The organism is Prevotella sp. ne3005, assembly GCF_900110085.1.
Taxonomy (GTDB): domain Bacteria; phylum Bacteroidota; class Bacteroidia; order Bacteroidales; family Bacteroidaceae; genus Prevotella.
In genome coordinates, this window is record NZ_FOCK01000011.1 from 76170 (window position 1) to 97625 (window position 21456).

At 45.8% G+C, this 21456-nt stretch carries 22 protein-coding genes; 15 read left to right on the forward strand and 7 right to left on the reverse strand.

The window, feature by feature from the left end; genetic code table 11:
• Window positions 1-115: 115 nt before the first annotated feature.
• The 6 genes from BMY16_RS14050 to cbiD all read left to right on the forward strand — a co-directional run bounded on the left by BMY16_RS14050 (window position 116) and on the right by cbiD (window position 8273).
• Entirely contained in the window at window positions 116-1090 is a 975-nt protein-coding gene (locus BMY16_RS14050) for a DNA adenine methylase (protein WP_091843713.1), read from the forward strand.
• Entirely contained in the window at window positions 1074-2750 is a 1677-nt protein-coding gene (locus tag BMY16_RS14055) for an AlwI family type II restriction endonuclease (protein WP_091843716.1), read from the forward strand. Before BMY16_RS14050 ends, BMY16_RS14055 begins: the two co-directional genes overlap by 17 nt.
• A 42-nt stretch (window positions 2751-2792) precedes the next feature.
• Window positions 2793-3764, forward strand: a complete 972-nt coding sequence (locus BMY16_RS14060; RefSeq protein WP_091843718.1) for a hypothetical protein — start codon at window positions 2793-2795, stop codon at window positions 3762-3764.
• 703 nt (window positions 3765-4467) lie between these two features.
• The gene (locus BMY16_RS14070; protein ID WP_244513071.1) at window positions 4468-5631 is read left to right on the forward strand and encodes a Fic family protein; all 1164 of its coding nucleotides are present in this window, start codon (window positions 4468-4470) and stop codon (window positions 5629-5631) included.
• A gap of 35 nt (window positions 5632-5666) precedes the next feature.
• A complete protein-coding gene (locus tag BMY16_RS14075; RefSeq protein WP_091843723.1) occupies window positions 5667-6482 on the forward strand; it encodes an ion transporter in 816 nt (271 codons plus the stop codon).
• Between the two features lie 6 nt (window positions 6483-6488).
• Window positions 6489-8273 carry a cobalt-precorrin-5B (C(1))-methyltransferase CbiD gene (gene cbiD / locus BMY16_RS14080; RefSeq protein ID WP_091843726.1) on the forward strand — a complete coding sequence of 595 codons (1785 nt, stop codon included), beginning with the start codon at window positions 6489-6491 and terminating at the stop codon, window positions 8271-8273.
• On the opposite strand, the gene BMY16_RS14085 is transcribed toward cbiD, so the two are convergent.
• Complete coding sequence (locus tag BMY16_RS14085; RefSeq protein WP_091843729.1) at window positions 8274-9305, reverse strand: iron ABC transporter permease; 1032 nt, start codon at window positions 9303-9305, stop codon at window positions 8274-8276. It abuts the gene before it with no gap.
• A 28-nt stretch (window positions 9306-9333) separates the two neighbouring features.
• Window positions 9334-10449 carry an ABC transporter substrate-binding protein gene (locus BMY16_RS14090; RefSeq protein WP_244513072.1) on the reverse strand — a complete coding sequence of 372 codons (1116 nt, stop codon included), beginning with the start codon at window positions 10447-10449 and terminating at the stop codon, window positions 9334-9336.
• Between the two features lie 75 nt (window positions 10450-10524).
• Here BMY16_RS14090 and cobS point away from each other — a divergent pair, with 75 nt between their 5' ends.
• The 3 genes from cobS to cobT are packed head-to-tail and all read left to right on the forward strand — an operon-like array spanning window position 10525 to window position 12916.
• On the forward strand, window positions 10525-11346 hold the full coding sequence (cobS, locus tag BMY16_RS14095) for an adenosylcobinamide-GDP ribazoletransferase (RefSeq protein WP_091843735.1): 822 nt from the start codon (window positions 10525-10527) through the stop codon (window positions 11344-11346).
• Window positions 11343-11852, forward strand: a complete 510-nt coding sequence (locus BMY16_RS14100; RefSeq protein WP_091843738.1) for a bifunctional adenosylcobinamide kinase/adenosylcobinamide-phosphate guanylyltransferase — start codon at window positions 11343-11345, stop codon at window positions 11850-11852. The genes cobS and BMY16_RS14100 overlap by 4 nt, the downstream gene beginning before the upstream one ends.
• A 17-nt stretch (window positions 11853-11869) precedes the next feature.
• The gene (cobT, locus tag BMY16_RS14105) at window positions 11870-12916 is read left to right on the forward strand and encodes a nicotinate-nucleotide--dimethylbenzimidazole phosphoribosyltransferase (protein ID WP_091843741.1); all 1047 of its coding nucleotides are present in this window, start codon (window positions 11870-11872) and stop codon (window positions 12914-12916) included.
• Between the two features lie 90 nt (window positions 12917-13006).
• Here cobT and BMY16_RS14110 read toward each other — a convergent pair whose 3' ends face one another.
• From BMY16_RS14110 to BMY16_RS14125, 4 genes are read right to left on the reverse strand one after another with little or no spacing between them, the layout of a single operon-like run.
• Window positions 13007-13552, reverse strand: coding sequence for a 2-oxoacid:acceptor oxidoreductase family protein (locus BMY16_RS14110; protein ID WP_091843743.1), 546 nt, complete (start codon window positions 13550-13552; stop codon window positions 13007-13009).
• A gap of 33 nt (window positions 13553-13585) precedes the next feature.
• Window positions 13586-14356, reverse strand: coding sequence for a thiamine pyrophosphate-dependent enzyme (locus BMY16_RS14115; RefSeq protein WP_091843746.1), 771 nt, complete (start codon window positions 14354-14356; stop codon window positions 13586-13588).
• Window positions 14357-14413: 57 nt separating this feature from the next.
• Entirely contained in the window at window positions 14414-15496 is a 1083-nt protein-coding gene (locus BMY16_RS14120; protein WP_091843748.1) for a 3-methyl-2-oxobutanoate dehydrogenase subunit VorB, read from the reverse strand.
• Between the two features lie 3 nt (window positions 15497-15499).
• Window positions 15500-15730 (reverse strand): 4Fe-4S dicluster domain-containing protein, encoded by a 231-nt coding sequence (locus BMY16_RS14125; protein ID WP_091843751.1) that lies wholly within the window; start codon window positions 15728-15730, stop codon window positions 15500-15502.
• A 128-nt stretch (window positions 15731-15858) separates the two neighbouring features.
• On the opposite strand from BMY16_RS14125, the gene BMY16_RS14130 reads away from it, so the two are divergent.
• Window positions 15859-16569, forward strand: a complete 711-nt coding sequence (locus tag BMY16_RS14130; protein WP_091843753.1) for an SDR family NAD(P)-dependent oxidoreductase — start codon at window positions 15859-15861, stop codon at window positions 16567-16569.
• Window positions 16570-16591: 22 nt separating this feature from the next.
• Here the strand turns inward: BMY16_RS14130 and BMY16_RS14135 are convergent, their stop codons facing one another.
• Window positions 16592-16990: an HU family DNA-binding protein gene (locus tag BMY16_RS14135; protein WP_091843756.1), complete on the reverse strand. Its 399-nt coding sequence runs from the start codon at window positions 16988-16990 to the stop codon at window positions 16592-16594.
• A gap of 264 nt (window positions 16991-17254) precedes the next feature.
• On the opposite strand from BMY16_RS14135, the gene BMY16_RS14140 reads away from it, so the two are divergent.
• From BMY16_RS14140 to tnpC, 5 genes are all read left to right on the forward strand, one after another.
• The gene (locus tag BMY16_RS14140) at window positions 17255-17677 is read left to right on the forward strand and encodes a hypothetical protein (RefSeq protein ID WP_091843759.1); all 423 of its coding nucleotides are present in this window, start codon (window positions 17255-17257) and stop codon (window positions 17675-17677) included.
• Window positions 17678-17700: 23 nt separating this feature from the next.
• Window positions 17701-18483: a hypothetical protein gene (locus BMY16_RS14145; protein ID WP_091843762.1), complete on the forward strand. Its 783-nt coding sequence runs from the start codon at window positions 17701-17703 to the stop codon at window positions 18481-18483.
• Window positions 18484-18815: 332 nt separating this feature from the next.
• Window positions 18816-19139, forward strand: a complete 324-nt coding sequence (gene tnpA, locus BMY16_RS14150; protein ID WP_091843764.1) for an IS66 family insertion sequence element accessory protein TnpA — start codon at window positions 18816-18818, stop codon at window positions 19137-19139.
• Complete coding sequence (tnpB, locus tag BMY16_RS14155; RefSeq protein ID WP_170836125.1) at window positions 19123-19491, forward strand: IS66 family insertion sequence element accessory protein TnpB; 369 nt, start codon at window positions 19123-19125, stop codon at window positions 19489-19491. Before tnpA ends, tnpB begins: the two co-directional genes overlap by 17 nt.
• A gap of 111 nt (window positions 19492-19602) precedes the next feature.
• Window positions 19603-21219 (forward strand): IS66 family transposase, encoded by a 1617-nt coding sequence (gene tnpC, locus BMY16_RS14160; RefSeq protein ID WP_091843767.1) that lies wholly within the window; start codon window positions 19603-19605, stop codon window positions 21217-21219.
• The last annotated feature ends 237 nt before the right edge of the window (window positions 21220-21456 follow it).

The following is a 21456-nucleotide window of genomic DNA, read 5'->3' on the forward strand; positions in this document are numbered from 1 at the left end:
ATTACAATGAATCAGACACTTTGTGTTTTTGTCCACTTTTCGTAAGTTTAACAGCTAAATTGCACAGAATTACGAATAAAATGTGTAACTTTGTGGCCAAATATAGACAAACGACATGAAACCAATGATAAAATACAGGGGCGGTAAGTCGAAGGAAATACCCAACATCATGTGGTATATCCCGCGTTTCCGTGGCCGATATATCGAGCCGTTCTTTGGTGGTGGCGCACTCTTCTTCTACCTCGAGCCCCGCGAGGCCATCATCAATGACATCAACGAGAAACTCATAAAATTCTATCTTGGAGTTAGAAACAAATATGGTAAGTTGCGTGATGAACTCGACGAGATAGAAAAGCTCTACACTCAGTATCGCTACGAATTCGACGCTCTCAAAGCCAAGCATCCCGACGACCGCGTAGAGGATAGAAACGAGGAAATGTACTATCATCTTCGCGCCCAATTCAATGGAACGGAAACGCAATACTATTCCGACGCTGCCCTCTACTACTATATCAACAAGACGGCCTACTCCGGCATGATTCGCTATAATGCCAATGGTGAGTTTAACGTCCCCTTTGGCCGTTACCCACATCTTAACACTGATGCTGTCACGATGGGACATAGCATGCTGCTCAAACGAGCTGAAATCTATAACAAGGATTATAGCAAGATATTCAAGATGGCAACCGAGGACGATTTCATGTTCCTTGACCCGCCATACGACTGCACTTTCTCTGACTACGGCAACCAAGAATATAAGGACGGATTCAACGAGGAGGAGCACCGCCGTCTCGCCAAGGCTTTCTATGAACTGCCGTGCAAGGCCATGATGGTAATCGCCAGGACGCCACTTATTGAAGAACTCTACGGCAAAGACATTGTTGACGAATACGACAAGAGTTATGCTGTCAACATTCGCAACCGTTTCAAGTCAGAAGCCAAGCACGCAATCGTGATGAACTACCGCAAGGATTGGGACAATATCGAAGTCTTTGAACCTGAGGAAGGCGAATATTACATTCCCGAGACTACGCAATTAAGATGCTTCGAACCAGGACCAGACGAAGAAGAATATGGCAAGAATAGATAGTCAACTGCTGTTCTTGACGACATCGCCGAGAACACCCGAAAAGATGATTCCCGAAATTGATTTGCTCATTGAGCATTTCAACGGGCAAGTATGGAACCCTGCCACCCAGCGAGAGTTCATGGGCGTGCTACGCAATGAAGACTTCTACAACGGAGAGGGAGCCAATGACCCTGCTTTCAGTGCGCGCGACCGCATCAACCGCGCTCCGAAGTCGTTAGGCTTTGTTCTCTTAGAGCCAACGCTTCAACTCACCCCAGCCGGTCAAAAGTTGCTGACCTCTCGCCGCACCGACGAGGTGTTTCTGCGTCAGATGTTGAAGTTCCAAGTGCCGTCGCCTTACCATAAGCCGACGGACAAGGCCGCTGAGTTCTGCGTCAAGCCCTATCTCGAAATGCTGCGTCTCGTCCGCACGATGGGCACGCTGAAGTTCGACGAGTTGCAGATGTTCGGGATGCAGCTGACAGATTATCACGACTTCGACAAGATTGTGCGCAAGATAGAGAAGTTCCGCGTTGAGAAAGCAAAGCATATAGGCAGCTACCGCACGTTCAAGACCGAGTATCTGAACAACGAGCTGAAGAAAATCTACCGTGACCGCATCCTGCGCGGCGAGACAAAGACCCGCGAGAGTAACGACGCATCGCTGGCGAAGTTCCTGAAGACGCAATCGAGCAACATGCGCGACTACGCCGATGCTTGCTTCCGTTATCTGCGCATCACGGGTCTGGTGAACGTGTCGCACGTAGGCAAATCGTTGTCGATAGTTCCCGAAAGGCAGGCCGACGTGGACTACATCTTGAAGCATGTGGAGCGCGTCCCCGTCTTCGTGGACGACCTCGCAGCCTACACCGCCTACCTCGGCAATGCAGCCCTGCCAAAGTTGCTGACCGACAACCGCCCGATGCTCGTCAAGAAGATTAGCGAAGAGTTCCCGTCGGTGGAAATTGCAGCCAAGGCAACGCTCGACGAACTGAAAGACCTACTGGCCGACCTGCTCGAACAGCGCAAGGAAGAAAGCATCACCGAGCAAGTGGCCGAGATTAAAGACTACCGTCAATATGATGAGATTCAGAAGACCTTCGAGCAAATCGAAAACAACGAACTATACGACGCACCGCTGATGCTGGAATGGAACACATGGCGAGCCATGACCATGCTTGACGGTGGCGAAATCAAGGCCAACCTCAACTTCGATGACTACGGACAGCCACTATCCACAGCAGCCGGAAATATGTCCGACATCGTTTGCGACTACGGCGACTACATGGTCTGTGTCGAGGTCACGATGGCCAGCGGTCAGAAGCAGTACGAAATGGAGGGCGAACCCGTCACACGCCACCTCGGCAAGTTGAAAGCATCCAGTGGAAAGCCCTGCTATTGCCTGTTCGTCGCCCCAATTATCAACGACGCATGCGTCACGCATTTCTACATGGCTCATCACTTAAATTTGAAAAATTACGGTGGAAAATCGACAATCATCCCCCTGCCATTGCAGATTTTCCGTAAGATGGTAGAGGATAGTTACAAAGCTAATTATACACCTAATCCATCCCATGTCCGCAGTTTCTTTGAGGCATCTAACGAATACGCCAAATCCTGCGAAAGTGATATGGATTGGTATGAGAAAATAAAGGAAAAGGCATTACATTGGCTGGACTAAAAAAGAGTAGAGTAGAATTTGTTTCATTTACTATCGTTGCCTATGTCAAGAAAACGTAAATCAAAGGATCAAAAGCCTAAGGAAAAGACTTATAAAATCAAAGTTCCTGTCTACACCACATCCATGCTTGATCAGAGTGTGGGATTGTTTGAGGACGTCACCTATGAGGATATGATAAGGTTCGTGAAGGATAAAATTGCGAAATATACGTTCCCTTTGGCTTCTCCGACACGTAATAAAACACTTATGACTGTTATAAAGAACGTCATAGCTGAAGAGGTTTTACTGGGTAACGAAAAAGCGTTGCTTATACAAGTCTCAGCTTATGACACAAATTTCTATGACGGATATTTCGAGGGCAAGGAAAAGATTGCCATAACTAAGGACAATAAAATAGGAAAAGAGTCTAATTTCATATTACTTGTGCCACGAAAGAAAGGACTTACCGCAGAATCATATACTTGTTTCTTTCTCATGTTTGTGTATGAAGATCCAACAAAACTAAATGGAGCTGTTAGTAAGTTAGCTAAATTGGTAGCAAAAGAGATAATTCAGGTGCCTGTAGAAAATATCAAGTTACCTATCATTATGCAGGAACTGAAGGATTGCAAGACAATTCCAGAATTGCAAATCAGATATACCACTGTGTATGAAGCAGATAATGATGTAGACGTAAAATATGTACAGTATCTACAAGGTAGCAAACTAGAAAAGAAGAAAGTCCGTCACTTTAAAGATATGCCATTTGATGTTATGGGTGAACTTTTAAAAGACAAGACGGATGATGAAGACTATCAGACTAAAAAAACATCAATTATAGTAGGGAAAACCGAATATAGAATAAAAAGTCTCATTGATGAAGCAAAAGATGAATTGCAAGAGACGGCAGAGAAAATATTCAACTTTACAATAGGTATAACCCAAACAGAACTTGATACAAAAATACACGACAAGGACTTTATAATAGATAAGTTACAAGACGTACTGAACAATTATCTGAGCTATGAGCAATAATCTCTTTATATCAACGTGGATAAATGGGGCATTTTCTGATTTATGGACGTTGCACTTGACTATGACAGGTTGCCTTGTGTCTGTTTTTACACTCCTTTATTCATTTCTTATCTCAAAGAAAGGTGAATTGAAGATATATACTGAGCAATTAAATCATGGTGATAAAAGTCCAACAAACATTCAAAAGCAGAGATTTGCGGTGAGATATATAAAAAAAATGAGTAAAGCAATCAATCTTTGCTTGATTTTATTGATAGGGTGTGTATGCCTTGCAATTGGGAGTTGGGTGGGGTTACGACTACTTAGCGATAATTCTCAATTTTTTTTATTGTGCATTGTCGGACTATTGACAATCTTGGTGCTAATTTCAATGTTTTATTTGTGCGTTAAAGTGTATTCACAATACAGAAAGGACGCGAGACTATAATAAGTCTTGTTCACAAAGAATCGCAGAGAAGCTTCTCCTGATCACAAATCCAAAATTCCAAACAGTATCTGGATAATTGACATTGAGTTGCGTTATAAGGAGCATCTAAGAACGATTGCAAAAGCAAAAGGAATTAGGGAGTATGACGTAGTACTTAATAGAAATAGCAGAAAAATAGTTTAAAAGTAGTTCCTCTTATGAAGAACTAAAATTATTGATTATCTTTCTTTGTAAAACAAAGCGACCTTAGGGTCGAGCGGCAAACGAAATATGAATATGAAAGAAGAAGATATGAGTGAGAACAAAGAATTGTACTTAAACTTTGATGAGTATATCCGTCAGGGAGAGCCAGCCCAGCGGGAACGGGCTGAAGCATGGCGCGTCGCCATCGGCTTGCAGGCTGTTGACGGGTTGAAAACATCGGAGTATCTGCAAGAAACTGCCCGCAAGAATATTGAGGGCGAAATCACCATCGACGAGGCACGTGAGCGAGTTAAACAATACTATATTAAAAAGACTGCCCACGGCAATGGTGATGAAGACAAAGAAGAGGCAGACCTTGTGTCAGGTAATATCTCCAAATTACTTCAGACAGACGCTTTTACCTATAGCGTGGCTGGACTATCGGCCATTCACAAAGCCATTTTCGAAGGCGTGTTTAAGCATGCAGGACGCTTTCGTGACTATGATATTTCGAAAAAGGAGTGGGTATTGCGAGGTGATAGCGTACTCTATGGTCGTTGGCAAGATTTGCGTATGGCGATTGAGTACGATCTGGAACAAGAACGCCAGTTTGATTATACATCACTGAATAAAGAGCAAATGGTAGAGCATTTGGCAAAGTTTGTGGCAGGCTTATGGCAGATACACCCCTTTGGCGAAGGTAACACCCGTACCACCGCTGTTTTCACCATTAAATATCTGCGCTCGCAGGGCTTTGATGTGAACAACGATTTGTTTGAACGCCACTCATGGTATTTCCGTAATGCACTGGTACGTGCCAACTATCGTAACCTGAATAAAAACATCAATTACGAACCACTATTCCTAGTTCGTTTCTTCCGTAACCTGCTACTTGGCGAGAACAATACACTGAAAAATAGGTATATGATAGTCAACCCGCCAGAGGATTGGAAAATGCCAGAGAGCGAACAAGTACAAGACATGTACAGGACAAGTACAGGACAAGTACAGGACAAGCTATATACAGACAATCATAATATTATCAGTCTTATAAAGGTCATCAGTGATAAACAGTTATCAGTGAAGGAGATGATGTATGGTTTGAATCTCAAAGGACGAGATAACTTCCTGACCCTTTACCTAATACCCTCAATTGAAGAGGGCTATGTAAGACTACTCTACCCTGACAAGCCAAGACACCCTCGGCAGAAGTATCTGCTGACAGTGAAAGGGCTGGTACTATATAAAAATATATGAATATCATTGAAACGTCTTTGTAAACATTGAAGTGTATGAAGAAACCCAAATGGCTTGAGAAAGAGAATCTCTATAGCATTATGTTTGAGTCGGAGCGTCCTGCCGGACGTATCTTTGACCTCACGCTGATTGTCGCCATCTCGTTGAGTATCATCATCTCGTTTGTCGAGACGATACCCTCGTTAGCGCATACCTTTCAGCTTATATTGGAGATACTGGAATATCTGCTCACCTTCTTCTTTACGATAGAGTATATAGCCCGTGTCTACTGCTCACCCCGTAAGCGCGACTATGTGCTGAGTTTCTTTGGCGTCATCGACTTATTGTCTACTTTGCCGCCCTACCTCTCCTACTTCCTGCCCCATGCGAGGTATATGATTCTGTTGCGTTCGTTCCGCTTCATCCGTATCTTCCGCATCTTCAAGTTGTTCAGTTTCATCAACGAGGGTTACATGCTGATGCACTCGCTCCAGAAGAGTCTCACCAAGATTTCCGTCTATTTCTTGTTTGTGCTGATACTGGACATCTGCTTGGGTACATTGATGTTTATGGTTGAGAACGGGCAGCCCAATACACAATTCACAGACCTGGCAACATCTGTCTATTGGGCCATTGTCACGATGACTACCGTAGGATATGGTGACATCACACCTATCACTGCCATCGGACGTCTGCTTTCGGCATTCGTCATGCTGCTGGGTTATACCATTATTGCCGTACCCACAGGTATTGTGACAGCCAACATTATTGATGAGGTGAAAGAGAAGCCGAAAGACGGACATTGTCCACGTTGTGATGGTATGGTGCGCGACGAAGACCGCTATTGCTCACATTGCGGAGAAAAGCTGTAGAAAAGTATGATTCTGGTATTCGGAGGAACAACAGAGGGTCGCAAGGCTGTAGAAGTGCTAGAGGAGGGAGGTTCACCTTATTTCTACAGCACGAAGACGGGCGAGCAGGACATAACCCTGCATCATGGGCAACGGATTGATGGGGCCCTTGATGAGGAGGCGATGCGTGCCTTTTGTCTAGCGCAGCATATCCGTCTGATGGTAGATGCAGCCCATCCTTTTGCCTCACAACTTCACCAGACGATTGCCCAAGTATCCGAAGTACTGAACATCCCCACTATCCGTTATGAAAGAATCTATCCAGAGCGTGATCCTCATCTGGAATGGATAGAGGATTACTCACAAATACCACAGGATATCCATACCCTTTTAGCTACGACTGGTGTGCAAAGCATTAGCAAACTGAAATACTTGGAAACAAATGGCATCAAGGTTTTCTATCGCATTCTGCCTCGAGAATCTTCAATCGCATTAGCCAAGAAACTGGGTGCTCAGGAGGATCAACTATGTTTCTTTGCAGGAAGCCACCCGCTAAACGGGGGGCTGGCCTCTCGCCAGGGGGCTGAGGCTGACGCCATACTCTTAAAGGAAAGTGGACTCTCAGGAGGCTTTCTGGAGAAAGTAGAGGCAGCCAAGGCAAAAGGCATGCGAATTCTGGTTCTGAAACGCCCAGCAATCAACTTCGAACATAGCGTCAATGGGCCTTATGGCTTGCGTCGTGCTGTAGAGAAGTTATTGCCAGAGTTTTATCCCTTACATAGTGGACTTACCACTGGCACCTGTGCCACAGCAGCAGCCATCGCAGCTACCATCCGATTAATAAAGAACGAAACACCAGCAGAGGTCCCTGTGATTCTGCCCAATGGCGAAACAATTCAGGTTCCAGTTAGTTATGGTGAGGATTATGCCTCTTGTTTTAAAGAAGCTGGCGATGATCCTGACGTAACGAATGGTATCGAAGTAAGAGCAAATGTCATTTATGAACACAAAGATACAGAGACCCAGAGGATTATTATTAAGGGAGGCGAAGGGGTTGGAACGATTACCCTTCCTGGCTTTGACTATCCTCCAGGCTCTCCTGCCATCAACAAAGCCCCTCGCGAGATGATAGAAACAAACCTAAAGACTGTTCTCTCACCTCTCACCACTAACCTCTCACCTCTAAAGATAACCATCTCCGTTCCTCAAGGCGCAGAGATAGCCCGTAGAACCTTCAACCCTCGTTTAGGCATCGAGGGTGGCATCTCAATCATTGGCGTCTCTGGCATCGTAAAGCCCTTCTCGGAAGAAGCCTTCATCGAGAGCATCCGCAAGTGTATGACGGTGGCAAAGGCCTCTGGCTCAGAGCGTGTGGTGATTAATAGTGGAGGTAAGAGCGAGCGCTTCGTGAGAGCCCTCTATCCCACCCTTCCCCAACAGGCGTTTGTGGAGTATGGCAACTATATTGGTGAGACCTTGAAGATTGCTCACGAACTCAACATCAAAAATGTGACGCTGGGCGTGATGCTGGGCAAGGCCGTCAAACTCGCTCAAGGTCATCTCGACACTCACAGCAAAAAGGCCACGATGGATAAAGTCTTTATCAACGAGATGCTTCAGGAAGCTGGCATCAGCATGGACATCAGCAATATCACATTGGCTCGCGAACTCTGGGAAAAGATGCCTCAGGAAAAGATCCAAGACTTCGTCAACGTGGTCATCCGCCATTGTGAAACTTTCTGCAAACCTTTATTACCAGAAGGCTCACTCACCATCCTCCTCATCGACGACGAAGGGAAAATATACAAATAATTATTCGTTAACTTCATCTTTCCTTCTACGGAAGAGCACCATTGCAATCACAGGGGCTCCTACAAGAGCCGTCACACTATTGACAGGAAGTGCTCCCTCGAAACCTGGCATACGGGCTATGAGGTTGCACACCAATGCCAAAGCAGCTCCACAAAGCATCGTAGCTGGCATCAGTATACGATGATCGGAAGTACGGAAGATGGCACGAGCCAGATGGGGAACTGCCAAACCGATAAACATAATAGGTCCGCAATATGCTGTCACAATAGCCACCAAAACACCAGAACTCATAATCACCAACAAACGACTACGACGAATGTTCAGTCCCAAATTGGCAGCATATCTATCGCCCAGCAGCAACAGGTTCATCGACTTCACCAACAAGCAGGCCAAAGGCAGAAGGATACACATCAGCACCACAAAGAGTATCATCTCATCGCCTGAAACTCGTGAGAACGAACCCAATCCCCACACCACGAACGACTTCACATCCTCCTCAGGTGCCAAGAACTTCAGCACACCAATAATGGCATTGGCCAAGTAGCCAATCATTACACCTATTATTAATAAGGTGACGTTACCCTTCACCTTCTGCGAGATCCACATAATCAGCATCATCACAGCCAAGGCACCTACGATGGCAGCAACTGACATAGCAGCATCGCCCAGATAGCCCAAGCGACTCAGAGCCACACCTCCTATTCTGCCAGAGAGCAAAACGACAAATGCTACACCAAGGGCAGAACCGTTGGAGATACCCAACACTGAAGGACCAGCCAAAGGATTGCGGAAAACAGTCTGCATCTGGAGTCCGCTAACTGCCAATCCTGCACCAGCCATAATAGCTGTCAGGGCCTGTGGCAATCGCGATTTCCACACGATATTCGACCAGATCTCATTCTTATCGTTGCCCAACAGAATACTGCACACATCACCCACTGGGATTCTAACAGAACCCAATAGCAGATTTACAATCGCCAACACAACGATTGATATCAGCAGGATCACTATCAGGGGTAACGTTCTTCTCATTCTTTTACCTTTTTACTTTTTTACCTTTTTACTTTTCCAAAAGATAATAGAATGTTGGCTGATAATCAGCCTCCACCAATTCCGGATGGAAAATAGCTACGAAATCCTTCAGCAACACATCGGGCTTGACTGGCGAAATTTCGTAATAGGGTGTCTGCTTCATATTGCAGTAAATCACCTTCTTCTCCTTATAAGCCTTGAAGAGTTCGTTGCGAGGCTCACTGGCTTTTAGGGCTTCGTAAGTAAAGTCGCCAGGATAACTATTCAGAATGCGCCAATAATCTGCATTGGCAGCAAGGGCATACATCTGTTCAAACTCCAGGTTCTCGCCACTGGTTTCCTCGTCGTTAATCACATAGTCAGCTCCTGCATCACGGAATATCTGCGCCAGATAGTTCTTACCACCCACTGCATGCCAAGTGCCATAGTGCATCTCACCACTTGTCACAGTAGGACGCTTAGCAACCTTTGAAGCTTTCTCCTTCAGTTCGTTATATCGGCTCTCGATACCAGCGAACACCTCGTTGGCCTCTTTCTCTTTACCAATAAACATACCTACGAACTTGATCCATTCAGCTTGTCCTAAAGGATTGAGTTCCTGATAACCCAAATGAGGAACCAGCGTGATGTCAGTCTCTTTAATCGCATCGTAACCACCTCGTTTTGAGGGAGATATAAAGATAATCTGAGGATTAGCTGCCAGCACCATCTCTGTATCGAAGTTGCCCTCCATACCTATCTTTACAATGCGTCCATCCTTTACTCGAGCCAGGATGTCTTCATTAAAAAGGTTCTTCGTACCAGTAATACCCTTCACAACATCGTGGGCATCAAGAATAGTGAAATTGGATAGCTGCAGTGCTGTCATACAGATGGTTCGCTCAATGGGCACCTGAATCTTCGTATATCCCTCTGGTGCTTCTGCTGCTGCATCCTGAACCAAAGCGAAATGATACTTCTCGCCAACATCCACCAAACGAATGCCGGCCGTATCCTTTACACTAAACCCAGTTGCATACTTTACTGTCATCTCAGCAAGAGAATCTGCGACTGCCTCAGTACTACCAGCCTGAGTCTGTCCACCTTTCAGCGAACAGCCACAAAGCAGACCTATCAACGCTATCGTCAGAAATATTTTCTTCACTTCACTTATCATTTATGGGTTTCTGCTTGCAAAGTTACAAATTATTTTGTACTTTTGCAAGGTAATTAAGAAAATATGCAAGTAAACATTGACCAAACCCATTGGTACGACCGCATTTGGGCGTCGTTTATCTTTTTTACCCGTTTGCCATTCTGGCGACTGCACCAGCCACCTCAGGAATGTTACAAGACGGTAGTAGAGCATTGGCCACTGGCTGGATGGATTACAGGAGGACTGATGGCTGCCACGCTCTGGGTAGGAAGTATGTTCCTACCTTATGCTGTGGCTGTTTTGCTGGCTATTGTGGTAAGACTCTTGATTACAGGGGCTCTCCACGAAGACGGTCTGGCTGATTTCCTCGATGGTTTTGGTGGTGGTGGCAACAATCGCGAGCGCATCCTCGCCATCATGAAGGATTCACATATTGGCACCTATGGTGTTATCGGATTAATCCTATATGAGTTGTTGTTGGCAGCCTCGCTTTTCTCGATGACGCCTACCATTGCAGCCCTTACCATTTTGGCTGCAGATCCATTTGCCAAGATGGTTACTTCGCAACTGATTATGATGATGCCCTATGCCCGTCGTGAGGAAGAAGCCAAGGCTAAAACCATCTATCGTAAGATGAGTTGGCAGGCAGGTATTTCCCTCGCCATTCAGGGTTTACTGCCAATGGGATTGTTTATCTATATGACAAATGTATCGTGGGAATATGTTGTTTTCATACCCTTCCTCGTCATGTATTTCCTCTATCTGCTCATCTGGCGCAAGATTCATGGCTATACAGGCGATTGCTGCGGAGCCGTCTGTCTGCTCGTTGAGTTAGCCGTTTATTTGGTAGTTTGCGCCCAGCACATTTCTCTCACCACTCACCTCTCACTTCTCACCTCTATATGAAAAAGATCATCCTCATCACAGGAGGCCAGCGTTCTGGCAAGAGCAACAAGGCCGAAGAATTGGCCTTGAGTCTGAGTTCTAACCCTATTTATGTCGCCACAGCCCATATCTGGGACGATGAATTTCGTGAGCGAGTCAGGAAACACCAGGAGCGCAGAGGTCCTCAGTGGACTAATATTGAAGAGGAGCTTTATCTGAGTCGTCATGATCTCTCTGGTCGAGTGGCTGTCATCGATTGCGTCACTCTTTGGCTCACCAATTTCTTCTATGCCAACAACTCCGACGTGAACAAGTCGCTCGAAGCTGCCAAGGCAGAATTCGATGCCTTTACCCAATACGATGCCACTTATATCTTTGTGACCAACGAGATTGGCAGTGGTGGTGTGAGCGAGAATGCCCTCCAGCGGAAGTTCACTGACCTGCAAGGTTGGATGAACCAGTATATCGCTTCGAAGGCAAATGAAGTAATATGGATGGTATCAGGAATTCCTGTCAAAATCAAATAAATCCGTGCACCAATAAGATGAAATCATTCGATATACATCCCATAGACAAGACGCTGCAAACAGCGATTCAGACGAAGATCGACAACCTGAATAAGCCCAAAGGATCATTAGGTCGTTTGGAAGAACTGGCCATGCAGATTTGTCTGATTCAGCAGACCTTAGAACCAAGTCTCGCCCACCCATGTCATCTACTCCTTGGTGGCGATCATGGTATTGAGCGTGAAGGAGTGAGTGTTTCACCTCGTGAAGTAACCTGGCAACAAATGATCAACTTTACTCATGGTGGAGGAGGTGTCAATATGTTCTGTCGCCAGCATGGTTTCAAGCTGCGTATCGTGGATGTTGGTGTCGACTATGACCTATCGAAAGTAGATGGCATTATCGACAGAAAAATCGCCTATGGCACAAAGAACTTCCTCTACGAGCCAGCGATGAGTGAGGCTGAGTTCGATCAAGCCATCCAGATAGGTTCCGATCTTGTAGACGACTGTATATCAGATGGTTGCAAGGTTCTATGTATTGGCGAGATGGGTATTGCCAACACCTCTCCATCCAGCATCTGGATGCACCTTTTCACCAACATTCCGTTAGAAAAATGTATTGGTGCTGGTGCAGGCCTAGATAATGATGGGATTCGTCATAAATATGATATATTGTCTAAGGCGTTAAATAACTATTCACTATTCACTATTCACTATTCATTAGCGTTAGCGCTAAGATACTTTGGTGGTTTCGAGATGATTGCTGCCATTGGTGCCATGCTGCGAGCCGCTGAGCAACACCTTATGATATTAATAGACGGCTTTATCATGACAGCTTGTGCACTTGCAGCCATCCAACTCTATCCTGCTACCCAGGATTATATGGTCTTCACCCATTGTGGCGATGAAAGTGGACATAAGGCGATGCTCGATGCCATTGGTACCAAGCCCCTACTCCATCTGGGCCTCCGACTTGGTGAGGGAACTGGAGCCCTTTGTGCTTTTCCCATTATCGACTCTGCTGTCCGCATGATGAACGAGATGAACAACTTCGATAACGCCCAGATTACCAAATACTTCTGAAAACAATAATCCCTCGCCACTTGGCATAAAAACAACGATCCCCCGCCTGTATGGCGAGGGATCATCAGTATAAGGATTCGACGTTTGTCTTTACTTCACTTCCTCAATAATCTTGGCACCTTCCTTCAGGGCCTCCATATTCAGGGGAATCAGCGAGTGATGACGCTCGGGCAATGTCTTGAAGAGCGCCTTCTCCACACCCTTGTCGCTCACGACAGGAGCCACCTTGAGCAGACCACCAAGAACGATCATGTTAAACACCTTACCGTTCTTCATCTCGGCAGCCTTGTCCATGGCGTTGATTTCATAGATGGTGATATCCTTACGAGTAGGCTTGTTGATGATACCAAAACCATCGTAGATGAGGATGCCACCAGGCTTGATCTTCGGCTCAAACTTCTCGAGTGAGGGCTGGTTCAGCACCACAGCAATATCATACTTGCTGAGGATGGGCGAAGAGATACGCTCGTCGCTGACGATCACCGTCACGTTGGCCGTACCACCACGCTGCTCAGGACCGTAGGCAGGCATCCAAGTCACCTCTTTATCCTCCATCAGTCCACTATAGGCCAGAATCTTACCCATCGAGAGCACGCCCTGACCTCCAAAACCTGAAATAATTATCTCTTTCTTCATCTTAATTTTCAATTATCAATTTTCAATTTTCAATTAAAGACTCGTAGTGTCTTTCAGGTCTCCCTTTGGATAGAAGGGGAACATATTCTCCTTCATCCATTCATTAGCCTTAGCAGGCGTGAGCTTCCAACCGCTGTTACAAGTGGAAACAAACTCTACGAGCGAGCTTCCCTTACCAGCCATCGAAGCCTCGAAAGCCTTACGCAGCGCCTTCTTCGCCTTGTTGATAGAGGCCACAGACTCTACACTCTGACGAGTCACGTAGCAAGTGCCCTCCAACTGAGCAGCGATATCAGCCATCTTCAGGGGATAGCCATGAATCTCAGGATCACGGCCATAAGGACAGGTAGAGGTCTTCTGACCAATCAGCGTCGTAGGAGCCATCTGACCACCCGTCATACCATAGATGGCATTGTTGACGAAGATAATCACGATGTTCTCGCCACGGTTCAGGGCATGGATGGTCTCGCAAGTACCGATACAAGCCAGGTCACCATCACCCTGATAGGTGAACACCAGGCGGTCAGGCCAGCAGCGCTTGATACCAGTAGCCAGTGCGGGAGCACGACCATGGGCAGCCTCCTGCCAGTCTATATCTATATAATTGTACGCGAAGACAGCACAACCCACAGGGCTTACACCTACGGCCTTGTCTTCCATACCCATCTCTTCGATGACTTCGGCAATGAGCTTATGCACCACACCATGACTACAGCCTGGGCAGTAGTGCATATTGTTGTCGTTCATCAGCGTCGGCTTCTTGCAGACGATGTTCTCTGGTTGAACTATTTGATTTCTATCCATTGTTCTTTTCTTTTTCTAGGAAATCCTAGGCGCTATCCTAGGTAATCCTAGGTAATCCTAGATTAATTTCTTCAAAGCCTCTACAATTTCTTCAGGATCAGGAACGATACCACCCAGACGACCGAACTGCTCTACAGGCACAGCACCATTCACGGCGAGGCGAACATCCTGTACCATCTGTCCGGCATTGATCTCAGCAACGAGGATACCCTTTACCTTCTTCGACAACGCAGCAATCTGCTTCTCTGGGAAGGGGAACAAAGTGATAGGACGGAACAAGCCGACCTTGATACCCTGCTCACGGGCAATCTCTACACTCTTCTCAGCGATACGGGCAGCAGAACCGAAGGCTACGATAGCATACTCTGCATCGTCCATCTGCTGCTCCTCAAAACGAACCTCGTTCTCCTGAATCTTACGATACTTCTCCTGGAGGGCGATGTTACGCTGTTCCATAATCTCTGGCTTCAGCTCAAGAGAGGTGATCACCACGCGCTCACGGTTCTTTGGCTTACCAGTAGAAGCCCAAGGACACTGCTTGATCACCTCCTCGTCGGTACGACGGGGCTTGAACGGGGGCAGCACCACCTTTTCCATCATCTGACCAATCACACCATCGCTCAGAATCATAGCGGGGTTGCGATACTTGAAAGCCAGCTCGAAGGCGAGGTCTACGAAATCTGCCATCTCCTGTACAGAAGAAGGAGCCAATACAATCACCTTGTAGTCACCATTACCACCACCACGGGTAGCCTGGAAATAGTCACCCTGAGAAGGCTGGATCGTACCCAGACCAGGACCGCCACGCTGAACATTCACAAACACACCTGGCACCTCAGCACCAGCCATGTAAGTGATACCCTCCTGCATCAGGGCGATACCAGGCGACGACGAAGAGGTCATCGCACGCTTACCAGCACCGGCAGCACCATAGACCATGTAAATCGAAGCCAGCTCACTCTCAGCCTGAACCACCTGCATACCAGTGGTCTCCCAAGGCTTCAGTTCAGCCAGCGTCTCAATCACTTCACTCTGCGGAGTAATAGGATAGCCGAAATAGCCGTCGCATCCGCAACGAATAGCAGCGTGGGCAATAGCCTCGTTGCCTTTCATCAACACAACTTCTTTGTTTTCTGCCATAGCTTATTCCTCCACTTTTTTACGATACACGGTGATACACCCGTCTGGGCAGACGATGCCACACGAGGCACAGCCCACACAGGCCTCCTCGTTGACAGCCTCTACATAGGGGTAGCCATGCAGATTCACTTTGTTGGCCAGGGCGATAACCTTCTGCGGGCAGGCGATGATGCACAGCTGACATCCCTTACAACGCTCGGTATCCACCACGATGGCGCCTTTCAATTTTGCCATATACCTTATATAAATAATGATAATTTTCGAAAATCGGGTGCAAAGGTAACAATAAGATAGGAAATAGCCAAATTATATTCACATTATTTTGTATCTTTGCACCGTCAAGGTTACAAAACAGCAAAAAAATGGATAAACGCGCTATCATCATAGGTGCCTCATCAGGCATCGGAAGAGAAGTTGTCAAACTTCTCATGCAAGAAGGCTGGACCATCGGTGTGGCAGCCAGAAGAGTCGACAAACTACAGGAGCTCAACGCTGCAGCAGTAGAACAGATTGACGTCACAAAGGACGACGCCACCACTCGCCTCCAGTCGCTCATCAGTCGTCTGGGAGGCATGGACCTCTTCTTCTACGCCTCCGGTATCGGCAGACAAAACCGTGAGCTTCAGGAAGATATCGAACTTGCCACTGTGTATACCAATGGCCTGGGCTTCACCAGAATGATTGGTGAGGCCTATCGCTACTTTGCCAACAAAGGCAGTGGACACATCGCAGCCATCACCTCGATTGCTGGCACCAAAGGCCTCGGCCCTGCCCCAAGCTACTCTGCCACCAAAGCCATGCAGAATGTCTACCTGCAGGCGCTGGAACAACAAGCCAACGCCCGAGGACTGAACATTAAGTTTACGGATATCCGTCCAGGCTTCGTAGACACAGCCCTCCTCAATGGCGACTTCCACTACCCCATGCTGCTCCAGCCAGAGCCCGTAGCCAAGGAGATCCTCTACGCCATCAACCACCAGCAGCACATCCGCATCATCGACTGGAAATACCGTCTCCTCACAGCCCTCTGGCGCCGCATCCCCCGCTCCCTCTGGCGCCACTTCAGGCTATGAAGATTCATGCCCAAAAACTTCTTTAACCTTCTGGGCTGGTTTTGTCTTTCTCGAACTTGAGGTCTTTGTAGAGTTCGGGGGAGCCGTTTTGGCTTTCGGGGAGGAAGTGGAGGCGTACACCACGGATATGTTTATTGGCACGGAAATCCTTAAGATTATCCACCTTCTCGCTCTCAATCTCGAGTTTCATCGTGCCCCAGCCTTCGAGCTTCACCTTGTCACCATTACGAAGATGACGATTAATGACTGTGGACAGACCCAGCATGATGCCATATACATCACCTGCATGACAGCCCATCTCGCGTGCCACCTCTTCAGTTATCTTATCAGTATCACAAATCTGGTTATGAACTGCAACAGCCTTGTATTTGCCAAAAGTAGGCAACTTCGGCTTAGTCTCTTTCTTGATTCTGTATTTCATCTTTTCCAAATTTTTGTGCAAAGATACACAATTTTCTAGAGAATCACCCAAAATTTAATGAGTTTTCTTACTACTCAATAATCTCAAAGGAGCGAGCTACAGAATGGTGAACAGACTGAATGTTTTCAATAAACAAAACATTAAAAAAAGAGAAAAATAAAACTGGATGGTTAACTTTACGAAAAAAAGGTGCGTTTAGATTTGCTCATTACTAAATTTTATATTATCTTTGCAAATATATAATATAACAATCTATTTAAAAAAATGAAAACATTAAATTACTTATTGATTGGATTTGCGTTACTAACATTATCAAGTTGTGCTTTTTATACACAAACAGCTCCAGTTGCAGGTCTTGATCCTAATGGTATAAAGGTAAATGTCGTTGCTGATCTCGACATGGAGAATGCAAAGACCGTTACAGCTACCGTGAAGACGAAAAAAGTTTTGTGGTTTATTAATCTTGTGTATAACGAAAGAAAATATATTCACAGTCCACGATACAGAGGCTTTTCTGAATCAGAGGGTTTGGCTTTATATAGAGCTAAGAATGAAGCTGATGTTGATGTTATTTTGGATCCTGAGTTTGAGAGTGAGAAACATAGTTGGTTTTTTGGTATCTATAAGACTAGAACAACAACTTTACGTGGTCTAGGTGTTAATATCAAGGGGTATCAGAAGCAGTAAGTTTAAAAAGAGTTTTTGTATACATGATAAAAAGTGCTTTATGGATTATTATGTTTGTCATTCTTTCGTCAACAACGGCCTTGGCACAAGAGAACAACAAACGTAAGATTGATGCTGTGAAGAAAAGAAATACATATCTTTATGGCGATGCAACACGCCAAACAGAACGTAATGCAGTAAGGTTAGCTTGCGACTTGCTGAAAAATGAAATAAAAGATTGGAGTATTAAGAATAATCTTTCTTATCAGAAGTTTCCGGAAGCCATTTTTACGCAATATGCAGATACGATTATAATTGAGAAGAAAAACCATATTAGAGCATTTGTCTATATCAAAATTAAGGATCTATCTGCATTTTTGTCAAATGATTCTTGTACCCCTAAGTCAGTAAATCCAATAGTAGCTCCCACTTCTCTGCCTCATAAACCTGTAAATACTAAAACCAAACCTAAAGTTCAAACATCACTCTCCCAAGGAACTCGTGTGCCACCAAAGCAAAAATCTACTGTAGCAAAGCGTTCTAATCCTGTTTTAGATCATCTTATGACGATAAACTCTTTCTACGATTTGAAGAGTGTAATAACTCCTCTTCACAATCAAGGTGTCATTAGGAGTTATGGAAAGTATTCGACGATGAAGGAACCTGCAGAATGCTATTTAATTGTCTATGACGCCAATGGATATATAAAGGCTTTTTTAGGTAAAGGTCATGATACACGTGAAAATCTTAAGACCCATCAGCCAGATAATGTGCGCAACTATATTGGATGTGGTGCAATCTGGTTTATACTGGCAGATGACAATTAGAAAGGTTAAGGGATAATCGATAAACAACAGGTAATAATACCTTTTTATTATAACAATAGTATTTATAACTTCATTTGTTACACCTCAGAGTGAGCTGATTCCCTTACGCATATCATTCTACCCAGGACATAGATAGGAACAGTTGTAGTTGTGTGCACTATTGCGGATGCAAAGGTACCGCTCGGCTTTGCCGCTTCGCTATTCGAAGAACGAAACTACAACTGTACAACGTATATTTGTAAGCATTCGTTGAAATACACGTTGTAACAGTTGTAGTTTCGTTGTACCTTTGCAGTCGCAATAGTGCACACAACTACAACTGTTATTGTATCATGACAAAAGAAGAGTTTAAAGATTTACAATTGGATATGCAACAGAGTGGCATGTCAGTTACAAAGTATCTACAACATGTAGGCATTAACTATAACACTTATAACTACTGGCGTAAGAAACTGAAGGAGAATGATTCCCCCAAGCCGGAACTCGCCCCCATCAGTTTCACCCAACATGCAGATCCTGTGTTTTCCAGTGCTGTACCTTCTGGTGCGACTCTCTTATTCCCCAACGGTCTTCGTGCCCACTTTGGTAGCGGTACGGAAGGCGTACTTCTGGAATTGTTAAACAAGAGCCTTTCCCCCCATGTTCTGCCTGAATGATACGATGCGCTACTACCTATGCCCTGGGAGGACTGACATGCGCAAAGGCATCAGCTCTCTCTGCGGCGTGGTGCATGAGAAGATGAGAAGTGATGTGCGTAATGGTGACGTATTCATCTTCATCGGCTCAAGTCGTAAGCTGATGAAGCTGCTTCATGCCGAGGACGGGGGTATGGTGATGTATGTCAAACGGTTAGAAGCCGGACGCTTCAAACTGCCAGAATATGACGAAAATACGCAGAGCTATCAAATGGAGTGGCGGGATCTTGTGGTAATGGTAGAGGGCATACAAGAGTCTCCAGACCAGCGACTCAGGCGCCTTCGTGCACAACGAAGAGAGTATGTGGTATAGGTTAAAATCCATTATACATATATTACTGATTATTAGCTATTTATAGCACAAAATATTCTTTCTTTTCAGATATTCTTTGTACCTTTGCACTATATTTATATGGTACAAGAAATGACTCAGGAAGAGATGCTTTCACAGATGGAAATGATGCTGCAGCCTCTGCAGCAGGTAAATGCATCCCAGGCTGAGACCATCAAGGAACTGACTGAGCAGAACGAATCTCTTCAATCCCGTATCAAAGAACTGACTGCCCAGATTGCATGGCTTAACCGTCAGCTCTTTGGTCGCAAGTCCGAGAAACTCCCCATCATCGATCCCGACTATCCGGATCTTTTCGCAGGCATGCTTCCTGAGAATGCGCAGCAGATAGCAGATGCTCATGACGAAGCTGTAGAGAAGATCGTCAAGACCAAGGAAGAACGCCGTCAGGAGAAGAAGAACCGTATCATGATGGAGGACCTTCCTGTACTGGAACAGGTAATCCTTACACCGGATAATCTCGACACGAATCTCTATAAGAAGATTGGCCAGGAGGTGACCCGTATCGTGGAGCACAAGCCCGGCCAGCTTTATATCAAGGAGATTATCCGCGAGAAGTGGGGCTTGAAGGACAACACCTCCACGGCTCCTAAAGGTATGAGCGGTGTGCTGATTGCCCCCATGCCCCTGCTGCCTATCTACAAGGGAATCGCAGGAGCCAGTCTGCTTGCAGAGATCCTGCTGCAGAAATATGAGTACCATATGCCTTACTATCGTCAGATCAAACAGTACAGCCACCTTGGCATGAAGGGGCTGACAGAAAGCACTGTGGACGGCTGGTTCAAGCAGACGATGGAGCTTCTCAAACCTCTCTATGAGGTACTCAAGTCAGAAGTCATGAAAGCGGACTACGTACAGGCAGATGAGACGACGACTCCGGTCATCAACAAGGAGACCCACAAGGCTGCGAAGGAATACCTCTGGATGGTGTGGGCAGTGATGGAGCGTCTGGTGCTCTTCCATTACGACCAGGGCTCCAGGGCGGGTGCGGTGATAGAGTCGCTGGCAAACAGATACAACTTTAAGGGCTATCTACAATGTGACGGTTTTGCAGGCTATGAGACGGCCTTCAAGACAAATCCCGACGTGCTCCTGGTCAATTGTATGGTACATATACGCCGCCATCTAGAGCAGGCACTCGATGAGAACCGCCCGATGGCAGAGCTTGGATTGAAGGAGATACAGCACCTCTACAAAATAGAGCATATGTGCGATGACGCCGGGATGTCCTTTGACGAACGCAAGGCAAAGAGACAGGAGCTGTCCAAGCCTATCATGGAGGCCATGAAACTGTGGATGGAGACTGAGGGCGTGAAGTACAGCGAGAGCTCACTGATTGGCAAGGCCATCACCTATGCCTATACCCGATGGGACAACATGATGCGTTATCTCGATGACGGGCGACTCCTGCTTGATAACAATCTTGCCGAGAATGAAATACGTCCCGTCACGCTGGGCAGGAAGAACTATCTCTTTTGCGGCAACCATGAGGCAGCACAGAACATGGCTGTCGTCTGCTCACTGCTGGCAACATGCAGGAACCATGATGTCAATCCGAGAGACTATCTGAATAATGTAATAAGCCAGATGCCATATCATACAAAAGCATCATATGAGGAACTATTACAACTGCTACCACATAAGTGGAAGCTTACACATCCAGAATCTGTCATGACTAAGACGACATGATATAGGTACAACATATAGGTACCACAAAATATAATAGCAGCTACAGTCCAATGTGATTGTAGCTGCTATTGTTATGGTATAGAGGTATTACAACCTGTGGTTTATCGAATGCTTACGTATATTTCATTGAATTAGTTATTTGATAAAACGAGAATTGGGCCCGAAACGGACCCAACTCAATATATGTCTTTTATCATAACTGGCCATCGAAAAACGTCAAACGCTCTATTTAATAAT

Coding starts and splice junctions, on each gene's coding strand:
- BMY16_RS14050 (WP_091843713.1), top strand. CDS start 116: ATGAAACCAATGATAAAATACAGGGGCGGTAAGTCGAAGGAAATACCC.
- BMY16_RS14055 (WP_091843716.1), top strand. CDS start 1,074: ATGGCAAGAATAGATAGTCAACTGCTGTTCTTGACGACATCGCCGAGA.
- BMY16_RS14060 (WP_091843718.1), top strand. CDS start 2,793: ATGTCAAGAAAACGTAAATCAAAGGATCAAAAGCCTAAGGAAAAGACT.
- BMY16_RS14070 (WP_244513071.1), top strand. CDS start 4,468: ATGAAAGAAGAAGATATGAGTGAGAACAAAGAATTGTACTTAAACTTT.
- BMY16_RS14075 (WP_091843723.1), top strand. CDS start 5,667: ATGAAGAAACCCAAATGGCTTGAGAAAGAGAATCTCTATAGCATTATG.
- cbiD (WP_091843726.1), top strand. CDS start 6,489: ATGATTCTGGTATTCGGAGGAACAACAGAGGGTCGCAAGGCTGTAGAA.
- BMY16_RS14085 (WP_091843729.1), bottom strand. CDS start 9,305: ATGAGAAGAACGTTACCCCTGATAGTGATCCTGCTGATATCAATCGTT.
- cobS (WP_091843735.1), top strand. CDS start 10,525: ATGCAAGTAAACATTGACCAAACCCATTGGTACGACCGCATTTGGGCG.
- BMY16_RS14100 (WP_091843738.1), top strand. CDS start 11,343: ATGAAAAAGATCATCCTCATCACAGGAGGCCAGCGTTCTGGCAAGAGC.
- cobT (WP_091843741.1), top strand. CDS start 11,870: ATGAAATCATTCGATATACATCCCATAGACAAGACGCTGCAAACAGCG.
- BMY16_RS14110 (WP_091843743.1), bottom strand. CDS start 13,552: ATGAAGAAAGAGATAATTATTTCAGGTTTTGGAGGTCAGGGCGTGCTC.
- BMY16_RS14115 (WP_091843746.1), bottom strand. CDS start 14,356: ATGGATAGAAATCAAATAGTTCAACCAGAGAACATCGTCTGCAAGAAG.
- BMY16_RS14120 (WP_091843748.1), bottom strand. CDS start 15,496: ATGGCAGAAAACAAAGAAGTTGTGTTGATGAAAGGCAACGAGGCTATT.
- BMY16_RS14125 (WP_091843751.1), bottom strand. CDS start 15,730: ATGGCAAAATTGAAAGGCGCCATCGTGGTGGATACCGAGCGTTGTAAG.
- BMY16_RS14130 (WP_091843753.1), top strand. CDS start 15,859: ATGGATAAACGCGCTATCATCATAGGTGCCTCATCAGGCATCGGAAGA.
- BMY16_RS14135 (WP_091843756.1), bottom strand. CDS start 16,990: ATGAAATACAGAATCAAGAAAGAGACTAAGCCGAAGTTGCCTACTTTT.
- BMY16_RS14140 (WP_091843759.1), top strand. CDS start 17,255: ATGAAAACATTAAATTACTTATTGATTGGATTTGCGTTACTAACATTA.
- BMY16_RS14145 (WP_091843762.1), top strand. CDS start 17,701: ATGATAAAAAGTGCTTTATGGATTATTATGTTTGTCATTCTTTCGTCA.
- tnpA (WP_091843764.1), top strand. CDS start 18,816: ATGACAAAAGAAGAGTTTAAAGATTTACAATTGGATATGCAACAGAGT.
- tnpB (WP_170836125.1), top strand. CDS start 19,123: ATGTTCTGCCTGAATGATACGATGCGCTACTACCTATGCCCTGGGAGG.
- tnpC (WP_091843767.1), top strand. CDS start 19,603: ATGACTCAGGAAGAGATGCTTTCACAGATGGAAATGATGCTGCAGCCT.